A 17,344-nucleotide genomic window follows, 5' to 3' on the forward strand; every position below is an offset into this window, starting at 1 on the left:
TGGGAATGTCTCCTTACTGCGAAGCAGTACAAACAGGACAGGAAAATGAATCTCCCCTTTTACACCATCGGACATTCAACCCGTACATTGGAAGAATTCGTTAATCTACTGCGTACGGTACAAATAGAACTGGTTGCGGATATACGCACTGTGCCACGATCACGAACCAATCCGCAATACAACCAGGACACATTACCTGGCAGGCTGGCAGTATTTGGAATCGGCTATGAATACATCACGCAGCTGGGAGGATTGCGCGGTAAATCCAAGACTGTATTGCCAGATACAAACGACTTCTGGGTGAACCAGAGTTTTCATAATTATGCTGATTACACACTTTCAGTTGCTTTCCAGGAAGGATTAAACAGACTGATTGAACTGGGGCGCACGCATCGTTGTGTAATGATGTGCGCGGAAGCTGTTTGGTGGCGTTGTCACCGACGTATCGTTTCGGATTACTTACTCGCACATGGCGAAATTGTCTTTCATCTGATGGGACACAATCGCGTAGAAGCGGCACACCTAACTGAAGGTGCGCAAATTCAGGCTGACCACACTATCATTTACCCGTTATAACTATTGACAAGATCACCTACAAAAATGCGCCCCTTTCCAGGAACAAGTCGGATAAAGCTGTCATCATTATGACAATCTAATAGAATTATCAAATAAGTATTTATGCACACACTTCATTTACAGCATTTTCTTCAATCATACTGATAACGCTAGAAACCCTTATAAACTTAACCAAAAAACAGAAAATGAATCTTCTTTACAAGTTAATCTCAAAGCTACCAAACTATATCAAGTCATTTGGATTATTCCATGGTTTTCGTTTACTACTCTTGATTGAAGGTACCATTTTCAAAACATCTACAATAACCAAAAAATATACTGTACCGGGTTATCCGGAACCAATATATTTACGGAAAACAACTAGTGATTATTCAATTTTCTGGCAATGCATCGTTCAGCGTCAATATAATATGTTGCGATTTCCGCAAAGCAACCGGTTAATGTCCACATATCAAGAATACGTTAAGAAAGGTTATAAGCCATTAATTATTGATTGTGGTGCAAATATTGGCTTATCAGCATTATTTCTGGCAAAATTATTTCCAAAAGCCACTATATATGCAATCGAGCCTGATGAAAATAATTTCATGATGCTTAAGCTAAATATAGCTTCTCTGGAAGGCCGTGTAGTCGCGTTACGAGGGGGAATTTGGCACGAAAATGCTAACTTACATATTATTAATCCAGCATCAGGATCAGCAAGTTTCCGTGTTGCAACTACGACTACTATCGATAACTCAAAAGAAATAATTCGCACTTATACAATTGATGAAATCTGCACTTTAGCCGGAACTAGTACCCCATTTATTGTTAAGGTGGATATTGAGGGAGCTCAAAGTAATCTATTCAAAAATAATACCAGTTGGGTCAGTAATACTCACCTTATTATGCTTGAACTGGATGATTGGCTAATGCCTTGGGCAGGAACAAGCAGATCATTTTTTTCATGTGTAAGCCAATATCCATTTGACTACCTTATTTCTGGAGAAACCATTTTCTGTTTTCGCGATTTTGGAAACTAAATACCCACCGGTTAAAGTCGGTAGGTTTAAGTTACGGACTAAAAATATTATTGTAGTCTATCTATTCTGTCACTTTGTCTGGATACAACCACTAAAAACATTGAATGCCAGTCAATCAGGTAACCGAATCTGAACCAGCTTCAGCAGAGCATCTTTATTCACAATCCATACACGATAGCGCATAAAAAATGATCAGGTTAAAGCTCATTACGCCAAACCTGATCATCACTGTCAAACAATCGGTTGGCTTCAGCCGGCCCCCAGCTGCCGGCAGGATAAGTTGAGATATATTCACGCTCAACCGTCCAGAATTTCAAGATTGGATCAATGACTCGCCACGCCCATTCAGCCTCATCAAAGCGAATAAACAATGAACGATCGCCTTCAATTACATCCAGCAGCAAGGTTTCATAAGCACCCAGCGTTTGCTCATCCGTCCTGAGGAAACTTGCATTCATTTGTATTACGCGGGTATTCATATCCAAGCCCGGTTGTTTAACGTGAATTTCCATATGCATGGATTCTTCCGGTTGAATCGACAACAATACCCAGTTAGGGTCGATTGACTCCAGTGGTGTTTCACGAAAAAGTTGCTGCGGAGGGTGTTTGAAACGAATCGCAATCATTGAATGCCGCCTGGGCATACGTTTTCCCGTTCGCAGATAAAACGGAACACCGCGCCAACGCCAATTATCAATATAGAATTTAGCTGCAGCAAAAGTTTCAGTAATTGAATCTGACTCAACGTTTTCTTCCTGTTGGTAACCCACCACCGGCTGCCCGTCAATATTGCCATGTGTATATTGTGCGCGTACTGCATGTGCATGCACTGCGCGTTTAGCAATCGGGCGAATCGAACGCAACACCTTGACTTTTTCATCACGCAACGCATCCGCTTCCAGAGCAGGTGGAGGTTCCATCGCTACCACAGTTAACAGTTGCATGAGATGATTCTGCAACATATCACGCAATGCTCCTGCGCGATCATAATAGCCTGCGCGTTTTTCAATACCGATTGACTCTGCAACCGTAATTTGTACATGGTCAATAAAATTGCGATTCCACAATGGCTCGATTATTGTATTGGCAAACCGGAAAACCAGCAGATTTTGTACTGTTTCCTTACCCAGAAAATGATCAATACGATAAATCTGTTCTTCATCAAAATACTGGTGTAATACACGGTTAAGCACTTGTGCCGATTCCAGATCTTCCCCAAATGGTTTTTCGATGACCACCCGGTTCATACCGCGTGGCTCATTCAAACCAGCAACTTTGAGATTTTTAATTACCGTTACAAAATCAGCTGGACGGATTGCCAGATAAAACACTGTGCGAGAACAGGCTGATCCAGGTGCTATGTCCGCAGCAAGTGCGTGATAGGAATCTACCTCTTTAAGATCCCCTCGCAAGTAACGAAAGCGCGCCAGAAAACGTTCCAGTAACGCTTGGCAAGACGGCTGATCAAGTTTGTTTTTTAGTATCGAACGTACGTATTCAAGCCAATCGTCCGTTGTCCATTCCCGCCGTGAAATAGCAATGATGGAAAGGTTATCAGCCAAGCGACCGGCATGCTCCAGATCAAACAAGGCTGGTAACAATTTATGTGCGGCAAGATCCCCTGTTGCTCCAAAAATAACAAACGAGCAAGGTAAATTTTGGGATTGATCCATTTTTGCACCACCCATTATTTAGTCCTTTTTAACAGCATGGCCGCCAAAGCCATGACGCATTTTTGCTAGCATTTTAGCGGCATAATCATTTTTCCCCTGTGAGGCAAAACGCATCATCAGTGCAAGCGTGATCACGGGCACAGGAATTCCTTGCTCCAGGGAAGCAAGTGTCGTCCAACGCCCTTCACCGGAATCCGCCACGAAAGGAGCAATATCATTAAGCGCCTGATCTTCCGCCAAGAAGTCCGCAGACAAATCAAGTAGCCACGAACGCACCACGCTGCCATGCCGCCACAATTCGGCGATTGCAGCAAGGTCAAGATCAAATCCAGGTTTGTCCTTCATCAGCGCAAACCCTTCGGCCAAGGCTTGCATCATGCCGTATTCGATTCCATTATGTACCATCTTCACGTAATGCCCCGATCCAACCGGCCCAGTATGTAGCCAGCCGGTCATCGGGGTTGGCGCCAATGCTTCCATATAGGGTTTCAGGCGTGCCGCGGCGGCATTTGATCCACCAAACATGATGCAATAGCCGTTTTCCAGCCCCCATACCCCCCCAGAAACCCCCGCATCAGCAAATTCAATACCTTGCTCTGCACAACGTGCTGCACGGGGAATATCATCTTGCCAGTGCGTATTGGCACCATCCACAATCAGATCACCTGCCGATAGCAACGGCAACAATGCAGAAAGTGCTGTTTCAGTTACTTCGCCCGCTGGCAGCATTAGCCAGATGATGCGGGGCTTTTCAAGTGAAGCAACCAGGTCAGCATAACTTTTGCACGCCGTGTGTCCCGTGTCTCTGGCCAATGCTTCGGTTACATTAAAGCTGCGATTCGTTATTGCAATTTTTTTATCTTTCTCGGCGAGACGGCGTGCCATGTTGCCACCCATTCGCCCTAAACCCACTATACCGAATTCCATATTTTTCTCCTTTGAGCAGATACAATCAGGAATACTGGCCTATCAGATACGGAATCAAGAACACCAGTCTCAGGCTGAACCCACCATAGCTGCAAGTTCCATTGCTAATTTACCAAGTGTTACTGAATCGTCGAGTCCATCCAGCAAACGTTGTGGGATACCGGACAAGCCGGTTTGCGCGCCTACGAGTGCCCCGGTCAATATGGCGCGCGACAAATTTTGCCCACCACCATTAATTGCATGTAAAACAGCCGATTCAAAATCATCATGAAACCGGGCAGCCAGATAATAAGCGGCAGGTAGTAAGTGATAAATTGCACACGGCATGCCATACACAATGGATACCTTCCAGGCTGGCTCAATCCGAATATCAGGATCCACTGCCGCCGCAGCCATATAAGAAGGCGTAAGCAATGCATCTGGAGAAGCAAAACGCCCAGCACGTGGTGGATCCGGATCACCAGGGCGTGGTGGCTGCAGATTGTCCCCCGTCACGGCGTGAAATGGCAGCGCACCACTCTTCACGAGATTCATAAGCTTTCCAGATAAGCTGGTATCCAGCGCATGCCCCTGAATCAACAGTCCCAGCACAGCACCGTAAGCTACAGTCATCGCCGCCACCATCTCATCAGACTGGGTCAGTGTCGTATTGTCTGTAATGGCTACTGCGAGTTTGTCTGGTCGGAACGCATAACGAACAGCAATGGCCAGCGTACGCTCTGCTGCCTCGGTGGTATCGGCATGACCTCCGGTCTGCCCCCAATGCAGCTTTTGCTGTACGCGTCGCCGCCAGGTTTCACGGATTGATTGGCTGGTGTAACCACCCGGGCCATTGACAGGCGTACCGTCAAGCAATGGAAAAAGTGTTTCATCCATACGGCGGCAAAAATCCTCTGCCTCGTAACCACCCCGCTCGACCAGCGACTGAACCATTAGCTTCAGGATGAAACCCGCCTGCGATAGCTGCCCTGCTTTTAATCCGGCATGGTAGCGATTTGGTTTGGGATCAGCATAGTCGGCAATCCAGTCACCATAATCACGACGCAACTCGGAGAGATCATAGTACCAATGCGGCCCCAGCCCCAATGCATCCCCGATGAACGCACCCATAATGGCTCCGGCGGCACGATCCTGTATATTTTTGTCTGACATAAAACCTCCTGTTTCATATCCTGAAGAAATAAATTCTGCAAACTCGAAATTCAGGCCGGCTTCACTTGAAAACACTATGTTACGCCCAACAAAACAAACATTGGGTACAACTGCGGGTTATTCGGCTCTTATTTCGTTGAACAATACTTCGGGGCCATTGACCGGCTGGTAGATCTCGACGACTTTATGCCGGGATTGCGCACCCCGTTTCAGGGTGATGCGCTTCAGGGGGACATTGAAGCGTTTTGCCAAAAATACTGCTAAAGCACGATTGGCTTTGCCATCCACTGGGGGAGCCGCCAGTTTTATTTTCAGCTCCTCGCCATGCACACCGATTGCTTCAGTCTGCCTGGCACCCGGCTGGATATAGAGCTTCAGTATCAGATTGTGATCGCGATCAAGACAATACCAGTCCATCAAAACGCATGCACAATCTGACGCTGTAAGTTCTCCACAACCATCATCAGCACCTGCAGCAGAATCAAGGCAAATAATGGAGAAAGGTCAAAATTGGCTATGGGAGGAATAAACCGGCGCAACGGTTCCAGAACAGGCCCGGTAAAACTTTCCAGCACGGGCGCCAACGGGCTGTGCGGATTAATCCAGGATAATAGGGCCTGCGCAATGATCGTGATAAACAGAATATTAAGCGTCATGCTGGCCAGCTTGATGAATGCCAGTAAGATAAATGCGAATATACTGACACTCGCGCCAGAGTCTGCCAACAGATTGATACTGATCAAAATAATAAATTGAGCTAACCAGGCCAGTACAAAGGTGGAGAGATCAAGCCCCCGCCAGCTGGGAATCACTCGGCGTGCTGGCCGTACAATAAAATCTGTCACAATGACCAGAAATCTTGAAACCGGATGAAAATAAGGAATGCGTGACCACTGCACATAGAACCGCAGTAATAACGCCAGAGAAAACAGGCCAAGAACTGTGTCCAGCAAAAATATTATTATTTGATTGGGCATGGTTTTTTCCGTTGAAAGTTATGATTGTTTCTACCCCATTATCTGGATACAGACTGAAGAGCACCTCAAATATTACGTATGTCTAAACATTTCTCCCATTTCCCGGGAACGATCATTGGCAATATGCATGGCGCGAATAAATGCACCCCTGATATCGGACTGTTCCATACTGAGTAACGCTTGTTCGGTCACCCCCCCCTTCGAAGTTACACGTGTTCTCAGGGTTGCAAGCGTGTCATCACTTTGCACAGCAAGGTATGTCGCCCCCAGGAATGTTTGCATTGCCAACTGTTTCGCGGTATCAGCTGTCAAACCTAGCTCTGCCCCAGCCTGCTGCATCGCCTCCAGAAAATAGAAGACATACGCCGGGCCACATCCTGACAAAGCTGTTACAGCATCCAGCTGAGCTTCTTCATCTACCCAGACGATAGTTCCGATTCCCGCCAGAATCCTCGTTGCTTGTTCCTTCTGCCGGGTATCCACACGAGGCAGAGCGTATAAGCCTGTTACCCCCTTTCCAATTAAAGCCGGTGTGTTAGGCATAGCACGAATAATAAACTCATGCCGGTTTAGCCACTGGCTCAGATCGTCTGCACGAACACCTGCTGCAATCGAAATAACAAGCTTACCTTGAAAAAGTTGTGCTGATTCGCTTACTGCAGCATGTAGTTGTTGTGGCTTTACAGCCAGAACAACGATCTCGCTGCCCCGAATTCCATCAGCTATGGATGCAGTTACTGTCATGCCATATTCCTTGACAAGTCGCTGTTGCTGCTGCGCATCGATCTCTACAACACTGATCTGTGATGGCGTATGTCCATGACGGATCAGACCGCCGATCATGGCGCCAGCCATATTCCCTCCACCAATAAAGGCAATATTCATGAATAACCCTGATTTATCTAAATGTACAGCACCGATAAGATTAGCCAAACCCTGGCAGATGGCATATTTACAAAAATACTTATTTCTTGAACAGATTGATAATCACACTCAAAACGATACTAACAATCAGCATAGAAGTAATGGGTATGAATACTTTACTGTGTCGAGTTTCAATATGGATATCTCCCGGCAGCTTTCCAAACCAATTAAATAACCAGGGTGCCAGATGTAATACTGCCCCGATAACAAGCAAAACGATACCGGCAACCATGAGCCATCGTACAATCGGTTCCATATAAAAAGGTCACATACCAATAAACTGCAATAACATTAACTCATAACTAATCAAACAAGCATAACCCGATAAAAATATATAAAGAAGGTGGCGACAGCGAATTCCAGCACAAAGCCGTACTTCATGGTGTATGGTCAACATAATCACCGCCAGAGAGGTAAGCGCTAGTTTAGTGAAAACAAATTTCTGCATGCCTTCCTCAATCAGGATCGCCATAAAATAGTTAAGTTCTGTACCACCTCCAGACAATATATTTATCGTCAAAAAGGCATCTGTCGCACTGAATAACACGATGGCAAGAACACAGACTACAAGACGCCATCCGTATTGATCAACATAAACCGCGCCACGATTGGAGCGCCGCTGTGCAACTCGCCTGCCCTGTTTGATTCCCAACTGATAGGGACACACAAACGAAATCTCAGCCCGCCTTTCCCACTGCCGCTGATCTATTACTAATTGATTCGTCGTCATTATCTTCCCTCATACCTATAACCCGATCAGCTTCCCGAAAATTTACCCGATACCTTACCTCATTTACACGAAAATAAAGTGTAAAGGTGCCGGCCCAGTCACGCAATATTACTAAAATCTGTTACCTGCAATCCGACAACGGACAAAAGTCGAGTTGTACCATTTATGTTTCGTTTTCATAACGTCCTACTAAAAACACGTGTGGCGAAAACCTGCCAGATTAAGATATACTATTCGGCCCTGAAAGGAGTAGGTGGGCAATATTTTTATCATTAATTTGAGCGATTTTCCGACTTCTCTTCGTATTTTTATAGCAAAAATAGGCATTTTATAAAATGAAACGTACCTATCAACCATCCGTTATCAGCAAAAAACGTACTCATGGATTCCGTGCTCGCATGAAGACACGTGGTGGCAGAGCTGTTATTCGTGCACGCCGGGCAAAGGGACGGGTCAGGCTCAGTGTATAGCATGGGCAAATCCAGGTTTACTGCCCGAGCTGTTTTTTGACAACCAAGCATGTTCTCTCGTTACCCAAATCGTGCAGACTGCGAAAAGCTGATGAATTTCGCGCTGTACTGAGACATCGGACTGTGTTCGAAAGCCTTTCTTTGCGATTGCATATAAAGCTGAAGCCGATCAACGATGGTTATGCGCGCATCGGCTTAATCGTAGCCAAAAAGATCGAGCGGAAAGCTGTCAGAAGAAACCGCATCAAACGATTGATCAGAGAGGCATTTCGCAAGCACAGACAGGTGGTTCAAGGTATGGATTGCGTTATGCAGCTACGGCGTTCTGTGGAACCGTCAGATTCTGCGCGCATCTATCAGGAAGCCGTAACGCTGTTACATAAAGCAGCCAGGCAATTATGAAGCAACTGATCATTGGCCTTATTAAACTCTACCAATACAGCATCGGCCTCCTGATTCCACCTTCCTGCAGATTTTACCCAACCTGCTCGAATTATATGCGGGAAGCGTTGACAAAACATGGCTTGATAAAAGGATTATGGCTGGGTACAAGGCGGATACTCCGCTGCCACCCCTGGAATCCGGGCGGCTATGACCCTATCCCATAAAACAGCCAATATGCCCATAATAACCAACTTATCTATCATATTCTTAAAGCGTTTTTACTAAAACTTTTCCGCATCCCCGAGCTTCAAAAAATGGACAATAAAAAAATCGTACTGCTTATCATTTTTTCGACATCGCTACTGTTTTTATGGGATGCATGGGTAAAAGAACAGGAAAAGTTCAACGCCCCTCCCTCCGTTGTAGCTCAGGCTAATTCCGCAGCCGGAGTCACACAGTCAAAAAATAACGACGGCCTTCCTATTCCAGGCAGTGAACTCACAGCATCACAAACAGGATCGGATCTGAACGGGATACCTTCAAGTGGAGATACAGCTGATTCGGTTACCCCACGCCTGTTGCCTTCAGGCGAGCAAATACGTGTCGTCACCGACAAGGTCATTGCAGAAATCGACACGATGGGAGGCGATTTACGGCGACTGGAACTACTGCAACAACCTTCTCCTGAAGACGAGAACGTACCTTACTCTCTATTGCATAGCGAAGCTTCGCGTACCTATGTCGCACAATCCGGTCTGGTAGGCGAGGGATTGCCTAACCATAAAACGGTTTATCAGGTGGAATCAGGCATACGCAACTACGAACTGACTGCCGGCGAGGATAAAGTTGTCATCCGCCTGCTGGCACCTGAAACTCAGGGAGTTCAGGTTATAAAAACCTATACCTTTCACCGCGACAGTTACGTAATTGACATCGGCTTCGAGATAGCAAACAAGAGCGATACCACAATCCGTCCGTTTGCTTATTTCCAGATGTTGCGTGACGACACTCCGCCACCAGCACACACCATGATGATTCGCAGTTTTCTGGGGGCTGCTGTTTACACTGACGAAGAGAAATATCAGAAAATTCCGTTTGATGACCTGGACAAAGGCAAGACAGATTATCCGGCCAATGCGAACAATGGCTGGATCGCCATGCTGGAACACTATTTCCTGACTGCCTGGTTGCCGCCACAACAAACACCACGCGAATATTTTGCCAAGCGACAAAGCGATAATCTCTATACAGCCGGGGTAATTGTTCCGGCCGGAGTTATCACTGCTGGTGAAACTGTTACAACCACCATGCCACTTTATGCAGGTCCGGAAGAGCAAGATAGGCTTGCTGAACTAGCTCCGGGGCTGGAGCTTACTGTTGATTACGGCTGGCTGACCATGATCGCCAAGCCATTATTCCGTTTACTTTCTTTCTACCATTCGTGGACAGGAAACTGGGGAATAGCAATTATCCTTCTGACCATAACCGTCAAGCTGCTGTTCTTCCCGCTATCTGCGGCCGGCTACCGATCCATGGCAAAATTACGCTTGGTAACGCCCAAGTTGAAGCGTATTCAGGATCAATACAAGGGTGATCGGCAGCGCATGCATCAGGCGATGATGGATTTTTATAAAACAGAAAAAATCAACCCAATGGGGGGGTGTTTTCCCATACTGGTGCAAATCCCGGTTTTTATTGCGCTGTACTGGACAATACTTGCAGCAGTAGAACTGCGTTACGCTCCTTTCGCACTGTGGATCACTGATTTATCTTCTCCAGATCCCAAATACCTGCTGCCGGTTCTGCTGGGCATTTCCATGTTTATACAGACCAGGCTTAATCCGACTCCAACAGATCCAATCCAGGCAAAAATAATGCAAATTATGCCTGTTGCCTTCAGTGCCATTTTCTTCTTCTTCCCGGCCGGTCTTGTTCTTTATTCCCTGGTCAATAATATTCTGTCAATCGCGCAGCAATGGAAGATTACAAAAATGTACGGGACTGCCCCCAGTCAAGACGCTCCTGAATCACCCGCTAGTAAAGATGCTCCTGAACTACCCGTCAGTAACCAGGTTATTAACGATTCAGAAAATACAGAAGCACCTGCCAGTGGTCCGGCTGATAGTCCTAAAAAACCTGTTAACATTCCGAGAAGAATGCACAAAAGAACGAGAAAGAAATAAATATTTATAACTTCAACTGCTCTGTGTCCCTTTTGATAAAGAAGGTATGCAACGCCCTGCCACCTCCTTGGTGAAGAATAATGACACCATTGCAGCAATCGCCACACCACCTGGCCGTGGCGGCATTGGAATAGTCCGGATTTCAGGGACAAATCTAGAACAGCTTGCCCAGACAATCCTGGGCAAGCTTCCTGATCCACGTCACGCCGGTTTATTCAACTTTCTTGATCAAAACAATCAAGTTATTGATCAGGGAATCGTGCTGTATTTCCCTTCCCCCAACTCCTATACCGGAGAAGACGTACTGGAGCTGCACGGACATGGCGGCCCCGCTGTTATGAACCTGCTGTTGACCCGCTGCCTTCAACTGGGTGCTCGCCTAGCGGAACCGGGTGAATTTACACTGCGCGCTTTTCTCAACGAAAAACTTGATCTTGCACAAGCTGAAGGAGTAGCCGACCTGATAGAAGCCAGCACTGCCAATGCCGCACGTTGTGCAGTGCGCTCATTACATGGGGAATTCTCATCGGCGATTCATCAGCTTGTAAGCGCGCTGATTGATTTGCGTGTGCTGGTCGAAGCAACGCTCGATTTCCCGGAAGAAGAGATTGATTTTCTTCAGTCTGCCCATGCCGTGGAACAGCTGGCTTCAATCCAGACAAAACTGGAACAAGTATTGTCCGCATCCCGTCGGGGAAATTTATTACAGGAAGGGATCAAAGTCGTACTGACAGGCCAGCCCAATGTGGGCAAATCCAGCTTACTGAATCGACTTGCTGGAGACGAGATAGCTATCGTCACCGAGATACCCGGTACAACAAGGGATACCATTCGGCAATCGATCGAAATTGAAGGAATACCACTGCATTTGATTGACACCGCAGGATTGAGAGAAACCAGCGATATCGTTGAACAACATGGGATTGCCCGTGCCTACGCTGCAATTGAACAGGCCGATCTGGTATTACTATTGGTTGACGGCCGCTATGGCGTGACCAAGGAAGATCACTCTGTACTGGCTCGTTTGCCGAAAGAACTGCCAGTATTGACTGTACACAACAAAATTGATTTATCCGGACAGCTCTCTCGCATAGAAGAAGATACTTCAGGAACAGCTATCTATCTTTCAGTAAAAAGCGGTGAAGGCATAGAGCTGCTACGAACAGTACTGCTTAAAACTGTTGGCTGGCAGACCAACATTGCTGGAGAAGGTGCTTACATGGCTCGCCAGCGGCATTTGCAAGCATTGCTGCATGCAAAAGAATTACTGAAAAGAGCAGAAACCTGGTTGCACACTGCAGATCAGTTAGAAATACTTGCTGAAGAACTTCGCCTTGCGCAACAAGCCCTGTCATCTATTACTGGCGAATTCACAAGCGATGATCTACTGGGTGAAATTTTTTCCAATTTCTGTATTGGAAAATAAAAGTGTTTTTAGCTGTCACGCCTCGGATAAATAACTGCTTTCCTTTCCAAGTAGAGTGCGATCAACTGGATAAAAAACTGCAATACATGCTTCTACGAAAATTCAATAAATTGTGACTTGTCAGTGGCAAACGAGTATGGGTTCAGGATATTCTTAATAGAGATAGAAATCTGGTGGGTAATAAAGCACAATTGCTTCCAATACCTTGATTTTATTTGGCAAGCTATTTATTAAAGAGTAAAATTGCGACTGGTTAAGTATATGGATTAATTACAAGCAGGAGAAAGTAAATGGCTGTAACAACCGATCAAAAAAGCCAGGTTATACTGGATTATCAGAGAGTAGCAGGAGACACCGGTTCGCCAGAGGTACAGGTGGCTATATTGACAACGCGAATCAATAGCCTGATTGATCATTTCAAGGAACATGTCAAAGATCACCACTCCCGTCGCGGCCTGTTGCGTATGGTTAGTCGGCGACGCAAACTATTGGATTATCTGAAATCCAAAAATAGTGACAATTACCGGATCCTGATCGAACGCCTGGGTTTAAGAAAATAAAAAAATCATGTGGTAGTTAATCGTACTGCACTCCACAAATTATCGCAGATGATTGCAAAGCTGCAGATGAATCTGGTCAGTCGTCTGCACTCTAACCTGAATAACCCTGATCGATTTGCACTTAAATATAATTGCGCAGTCGATCTTGGGCATGATTTGATCAAAGAAGGATTATTAATTGAAACCGATAAAAAAAAGCATAACTTACGGACGCCATACGCTCACCATTGAAACTGGAGAAATTGCGAAACAGGCACATGGTGCTGTCATGGTTTCCATGGATGACACGGTTGTGCTGGTTACAGTAGTAGGAGATAAAAAAACCAAACCCGGACAGGATTTTTTCCCGCTCACAGTTGACTATCAGGAAAAATTTTATTCCGCCGGGCGCATTCCAGGAAGCTTCTTTAAACGTGAAGGTCGTCCTTCTGAAAAGGAAATACTAACATCCCGGCTGATTGATCGGCCGATACGTCCGCTCTTCCCCGATGGTTTTTACAATGAAGTACAAGTCATCGCAATGGTATTGTCATCAGATGCTGAAATCGACGCTGACATTCCTGCAACGATTGGCGCATCTGCGGCACTGATACTCTCCGGTATCCCATTTGATGGGCCTATCGGTGCAGCACGCGTAGGTTATATTGACAACGAATATGTCCTTAATCCGACCACTACCCAGCTCAATAAATCGCAGCTCAATCTCGTAGTGGCAGGCACCCAAAAAGCTGTGCTGATGGTTGAGTCAGAAGCTAATGAACTCTCCGAAGATGTCATGCTCGGAGCAGTAACCTATGGCCATGATCAAATGCAGCAGGTGATCAACATGATCAATGAACTGGCTGATGAGACTGGTGTAACCGCATGGGATTGGCAACCGGCAGAAAAAGATCATTCACTGATTGAAAAAATTACTCAACTGGCTGAAGCGGATTTGCGCGATGCATTCCGGCTGAAACAAAAATCGGTCAGAACAGAAGCAATTAGTGAAATCTGGCAACGTGTATTTACCGAATTGAAAGCAGGTACTGAGGAAGGCCCCAGTGAGCAAACGATCAAGGAAATCGGTTTTGCGCTTGAAGCCAAAATTGTGCGTAACAGCATCCTTGATGGTGAATCCCGCATTGACGGCCGCGGAACACGTACAGTTAGACCAATTACCATTCGCCATGGCGTATTACCACGTACTCATGGTTCAGCACTGTTCACACGAGGTGAGACGCAGGCTTTGGTAGTGACCACACTGGGAACTGCCCGAGATGAGCAGAAAATTGATGCACTCCAAGGGGATTATTCCGAACGTTTCATGCTGCATTACAACATGCCTCCTTTTGCCACGGGTGAAACCGGAAGAGTGGGATCACCCAAGCGGCGTGAAATTGGCCACGGACGATTGGCCAAGCGTGCTCTGCTTGCTGTCCTGCCGCCAGTAGAAGAATTCGGCTATGCGATGCGGGTAGTCTCTGAAGTTACGGAATCAAATGGTTCAAGTTCGATGGCTTCTGTCTGCGGAGGTTGTCTTGCACTGATGGATGCAGGAGCTCCCCTGAAAGCTCATGTCGCTGGTATTGCTATGGGGCTGATCAAGGAAGGCAATCGATTTGCCGTACTGACTGATATCCTTGGTGATGAAGATCATCTGGGCGATATGGATTTTAAGGTCGCAGGGACTGAAGAGGGTATCACTGCATTACAAATGGATATAAAAATCCAGGGAATCACGAAAGAAATCATGCAGGTAGCCTTACTTCAAGCAAAAGAAGGGCGACTCCATATTCTGGATATCATGAAACAATCTCTCCCAATAGCAAGAGATAGCGTATCGGTTCACGCACCACGTATTATCAAATTCAAAATTAATCCTGAAAAAATACGTGATGTGATCGGTAAAGGCGGGGCAGTTATTCGCGCACTGACCGAGGAAACCGGAACCACTATCGATATCTCCGATGATGGTTCTGTGACAATTGCCAGCATCAGCAATGAAGGTGGGGAACAGGCGAAAAGACGTATCGAAAATATTACTGCAGATGTTGAGGTTGGCAAGATTTATGAGGGAACAGTACTCAAATTGCTTGATTTCGGTGCTATTGTCAGCATTCTTCCTGGAAAAGATGGTCTGCTCCATATCTCGCAAATTGCCAATGAACGAGTCGAAAGCGTTGCTGACCACCTCAAGGAAGGCCAGATTATTCGGGTCAAAGTACTGGAAGCAGACGATAAAGGTCGGTTACGACTCAGCATGAAGGCAGCCAGCACAGAAGCAGCAGCCACTCCTGAAAACGGTGAAAAATAAGCTGGTGTTATCCGTTTAATAAATCACAATCTGTCTCCACTTCGTAATGTTCTCCGGAGACCATGCTTATTTCAATCAAGAAATAGCACCTCCGGAGAAATTTTCCCCATTTTTTAATTCATTAATTTGGTTGGCTTGTACCGTACCAATGCGGAAGAAGGCTTGCAACAGCTCCCGCTGCATGCATCCGAATAAAAGATACATCAGGTTCTATCTGGTCATATCACAAGAATAAGGTATGAATATTTATCTTGTTATCAATTTTATCGACCATGCAAGTGGTACCATACAAAAGTAAGCATCAGCCATATCTTCAACAGGTTTGTTTGTTCACAATCCTGTTGTATTTTAGCCAAGCGTAAAAAATCAAGGCATAATAAATTTTTATACATTCAAGGTTTAAAAAGGTAATGGCATGTCGCCACACTTAAATTTCCATCTCCAGATACTCGGAATCGTTACATCTATACTGCCTCGGCTAACTGCAATATCCTATTTTAAAAATAGAAGGGCTATTTCAACCAGGCCAAATCGTCGTCAAACACCTGTTCTGCTGTTATGTTCGAGCTTGTTAATAACATCTTGCGCCATGGGCCCTGACTATTCACGCCCTCAGATCGATACCACAGAAAAATTTCGTCTGTCTCAAACAGAGGGGCGGTCCATTGCCAATCTTCCTTGGTGGGAGCTGCTCCGGGATGAAAAGCTGCAATTGCTGATTGATCAAGCCTTGACCGAAAACAAGGATCTCAAGCAAGCAGCAGCTAGTGTTGAAGAACTTCAGGCGCGCTTGGGTATTACACAGATGGACTTCATTCCGAACATTACCATCGATGGGAATGCGCCGATAGAAACCTTAGGAGGATTCAGCCGCAAAGGATTTCCGACACCCTATAACTATTTCGGACAAACCATTTTGAACTGGGAATTGGATATCTGGGGCAGAATCCGCCGCTCCAATGAGGCCGCTCGGGCAGATCTGCTGGCACGCGAAGAAAATCGTCGAGCCGTTGTTCTGACGTTAGTAAGCTCAGTAGCACAATCCTATTTCGATCTTTTGCAATTTGATACGCAACTAAAAATTGCCCATCACGCATTAACTTCATGGGAAGAATCTGTCGCCATCTCCAGTGCGCAACTGGAAGGTGGATTGACTACCCGGCTTGATCTGGATCAGTTTGAAGCAGAGCGTGCTGCAGCTGCTGCCCAGGTGGCAGAGCTGGAAAGACAGATTGCACAAAAAGAAAATGAGCTTAGCGTGCTGGCGGGCAGAACCCCCGCGCCGGTAGCACGAGGATACTCACTGAGCGGACAATCCACCCCTCCCGATATTCCACCCGGCCTGCCTTCTGAATTACTGCAACGGCGCCCTGATATTTTACAGGCAGAACAAACGCTGAAAGCAGCAATTGCTAGAATCGGAGTCGCCAAGGCCACGCGCTTTCCCAGAATAACGCTGACAGGATTTTTTGGATTTTCCAGCCCGGCACTGGCAAGTCTGCTGGATTCTGACAGTAAATTTGGCGCTGCTGGATTCGGGCTTGCGGGACCACTGCTAAATGCACAAACACTCGGATACGAACAACGTGCTGCAGAAGCACAGGCAAAACAGGCATTGGCACAGTACGAACAAACCATCCTGGTAGCGTTCAAGGAAGTTGAAGATGCACTAGCAGCCATTCGAACAGCAAATGATCAGTACAAAGCCAAACAGAAACAGGTTGAAGCATTAAGTTCGGCTTTACAGATAGCAAATTTGCGCTATCAGGGCGGAATTACAAGCTACGTTGATGTGTTGCTTACAAAGCGAAAATTATTTGATGCCGAATCTGCACTTGTGATCGCTCGCCATTTACATCTAGTTTCTGTCGTCCAACTTTACAAAGCACTGGGTGGAGGCTGGCTCGCTGATGGTACCGATGTACCACTGCCAATATCAACCGGGCTGCTGCGCAACAACTGAAATAAACTATAAATAGTACTTTCATGACTTTTATCCCAACTTAAGAATATCTTTTGATTATTTCTTCAGAGCTATCGAGAA

Annotated in this window: 18 protein-coding genes; 10 read left to right on the top strand and 8 right to left on the bottom strand. The window is 46.1% G+C overall.

All coding sequences use genetic code 11. The features are described from left to right. Positions 1-45 precede the first annotated feature (45 nt). Together ACZ5EJ_RS10140 and ACZ5EJ_RS10145 are read left to right on the top strand one after the other, a co-directional pair. Positions 46-576, top strand: a complete 531-nt coding sequence (locus ACZ5EJ_RS10140) for a DUF488 domain-containing protein (protein ID WP_074455921.1) — start codon at positions 46-48, stop codon at positions 574-576. A 185-nt stretch (positions 577-761) separates the two neighbouring features. Further along, positions 762-1,598, top strand: a complete 837-nt coding sequence (locus tag ACZ5EJ_RS10145; protein ID WP_074455922.1) for an FkbM family methyltransferase — start codon at positions 762-764, stop codon at positions 1,596-1,598. A gap of 197 nt (positions 1,599-1,795) precedes the next feature. Here the strand turns inward: ACZ5EJ_RS10145 and zwf are convergent, their stop codons facing one another. The 8 genes from zwf to ACZ5EJ_RS10185 form a co-directional block, all read right to left on the bottom strand. Further along, on the bottom strand, positions 1,796-3,271 hold the full coding sequence (zwf, locus tag ACZ5EJ_RS10150) for a glucose-6-phosphate dehydrogenase (protein ID WP_074455942.1): 1,476 nt from the start codon (positions 3,269-3,271) through the stop codon (positions 1,796-1,798). 18 nt (positions 3,272-3,289) lie between these two features. Then, entirely contained in the window at positions 3,290-4,198 is a 909-nt protein-coding gene (gnd, locus tag ACZ5EJ_RS10155; RefSeq protein ID WP_074455923.1) for a phosphogluconate dehydrogenase (NAD(+)-dependent, decarboxylating), read from the bottom strand. Between the two features lie 69 nt (positions 4,199-4,267). Then, a complete protein-coding gene (locus ACZ5EJ_RS10160; protein WP_074455924.1) occupies positions 4,268-5,350 on the bottom strand; it encodes an ADP-ribosylglycohydrolase family protein in 1,083 nt (360 codons plus the stop codon). Positions 5,351-5,467: 117 nt separating this feature from the next. Next, the gene (locus ACZ5EJ_RS10165; RefSeq protein WP_074455925.1) at positions 5,468-5,767 is read right to left on the bottom strand and encodes a DUF167 domain-containing protein; all 300 of its coding nucleotides are present in this window, start codon (positions 5,765-5,767) and stop codon (positions 5,468-5,470) included. Beyond that, on the bottom strand, positions 5,767-6,327 hold the full coding sequence (locus ACZ5EJ_RS10170; RefSeq protein ID WP_074455926.1) for a YggT family protein: 561 nt from the start codon (positions 6,325-6,327) through the stop codon (positions 5,767-5,769). The genes ACZ5EJ_RS10165 and ACZ5EJ_RS10170 overlap by 1 nt, the downstream gene beginning before the upstream one ends. Positions 6,328-6,399: 72 nt before the next feature. Then, positions 6,400-7,212, bottom strand: a complete 813-nt coding sequence (gene proC / locus ACZ5EJ_RS10175) for a pyrroline-5-carboxylate reductase (RefSeq protein WP_011635167.1) — start codon at positions 7,210-7,212, stop codon at positions 6,400-6,402. Positions 7,213-7,291: 79 nt separating this feature from the next. Beyond that, a complete protein-coding gene (locus ACZ5EJ_RS10180) occupies positions 7,292-7,507 on the bottom strand; it encodes a DUF2905 domain-containing protein (protein ID WP_011635168.1) in 216 nt (71 codons plus the stop codon). A gap of 9 nt (positions 7,508-7,516) precedes the next feature. Further along, positions 7,517-7,981: a DUF5658 family protein gene (locus ACZ5EJ_RS10185; RefSeq protein WP_074455927.1), complete on the bottom strand. Its 465-nt coding sequence runs from the start codon at positions 7,979-7,981 to the stop codon at positions 7,517-7,519. Between the two features lie 335 nt (positions 7,982-8,316). On the opposite strand from ACZ5EJ_RS10185, the gene rpmH reads away from it, so the two are divergent. The 8 genes from rpmH to ACZ5EJ_RS10225 all read left to right on the top strand — a co-directional run bounded on the left by rpmH (position 8,317) and on the right by ACZ5EJ_RS10225 (position 17,263). Beyond that, a complete protein-coding gene (gene rpmH / locus ACZ5EJ_RS10190; RefSeq protein ID WP_011635170.1) occupies positions 8,317-8,451 on the top strand; it encodes a 50S ribosomal protein L34 in 135 nt (44 codons plus the stop codon). A gap of 36 nt (positions 8,452-8,487) precedes the next feature. Continuing rightward, the gene (rnpA, locus tag ACZ5EJ_RS10195; protein ID WP_074455928.1) at positions 8,488-8,853 is read left to right on the top strand and encodes a ribonuclease P protein component; all 366 of its coding nucleotides are present in this window, start codon (positions 8,488-8,490) and stop codon (positions 8,851-8,853) included. Then, positions 8,850-9,059 (top strand): membrane protein insertion efficiency factor YidD, encoded by a 210-nt coding sequence (gene yidD, locus ACZ5EJ_RS10200; protein WP_011635172.1) that lies wholly within the window; start codon positions 8,850-8,852, stop codon positions 9,057-9,059. Before rnpA ends, yidD begins: the two co-directional genes overlap by 4 nt. Positions 9,060-9,149: 90 nt before the next feature. Further along, positions 9,150-11,018, top strand: coding sequence for a membrane protein insertase YidC (gene yidC, locus ACZ5EJ_RS10205; protein WP_074455929.1), 1,869 nt, complete (start codon positions 9,150-9,152; stop codon positions 11,016-11,018). A 46-nt stretch (positions 11,019-11,064) separates the two neighbouring features. Further along, a complete protein-coding gene (gene mnmE, locus ACZ5EJ_RS10210) occupies positions 11,065-12,444 on the top strand; it encodes a tRNA uridine-5-carboxymethylaminomethyl(34) synthesis GTPase MnmE (RefSeq protein WP_074455930.1) in 1,380 nt (459 codons plus the stop codon). A 290-nt stretch (positions 12,445-12,734) separates the two neighbouring features. Further along, the gene (rpsO, locus tag ACZ5EJ_RS10215) at positions 12,735-13,004 is read left to right on the top strand and encodes a 30S ribosomal protein S15 (protein WP_074455931.1); all 270 of its coding nucleotides are present in this window, start codon (positions 12,735-12,737) and stop codon (positions 13,002-13,004) included. Between the two features lie 178 nt (positions 13,005-13,182). Then, positions 13,183-15,300, top strand: a complete 2,118-nt coding sequence (pnp, locus tag ACZ5EJ_RS10220) for a polyribonucleotide nucleotidyltransferase (RefSeq protein ID WP_074455932.1) — start codon at positions 13,183-13,185, stop codon at positions 15,298-15,300. A gap of 415 nt (positions 15,301-15,715) precedes the next feature. Beyond that, a complete protein-coding gene (locus ACZ5EJ_RS10225; protein ID WP_082211270.1) occupies positions 15,716-17,263 on the top strand; it encodes an efflux transporter outer membrane subunit in 1,548 nt (515 codons plus the stop codon). Positions 17,264-17,344: the final 81 nt, after the last annotated feature.

The organism is Nitrosomonas sp. TNE100 (assembly GCF_055387135.1).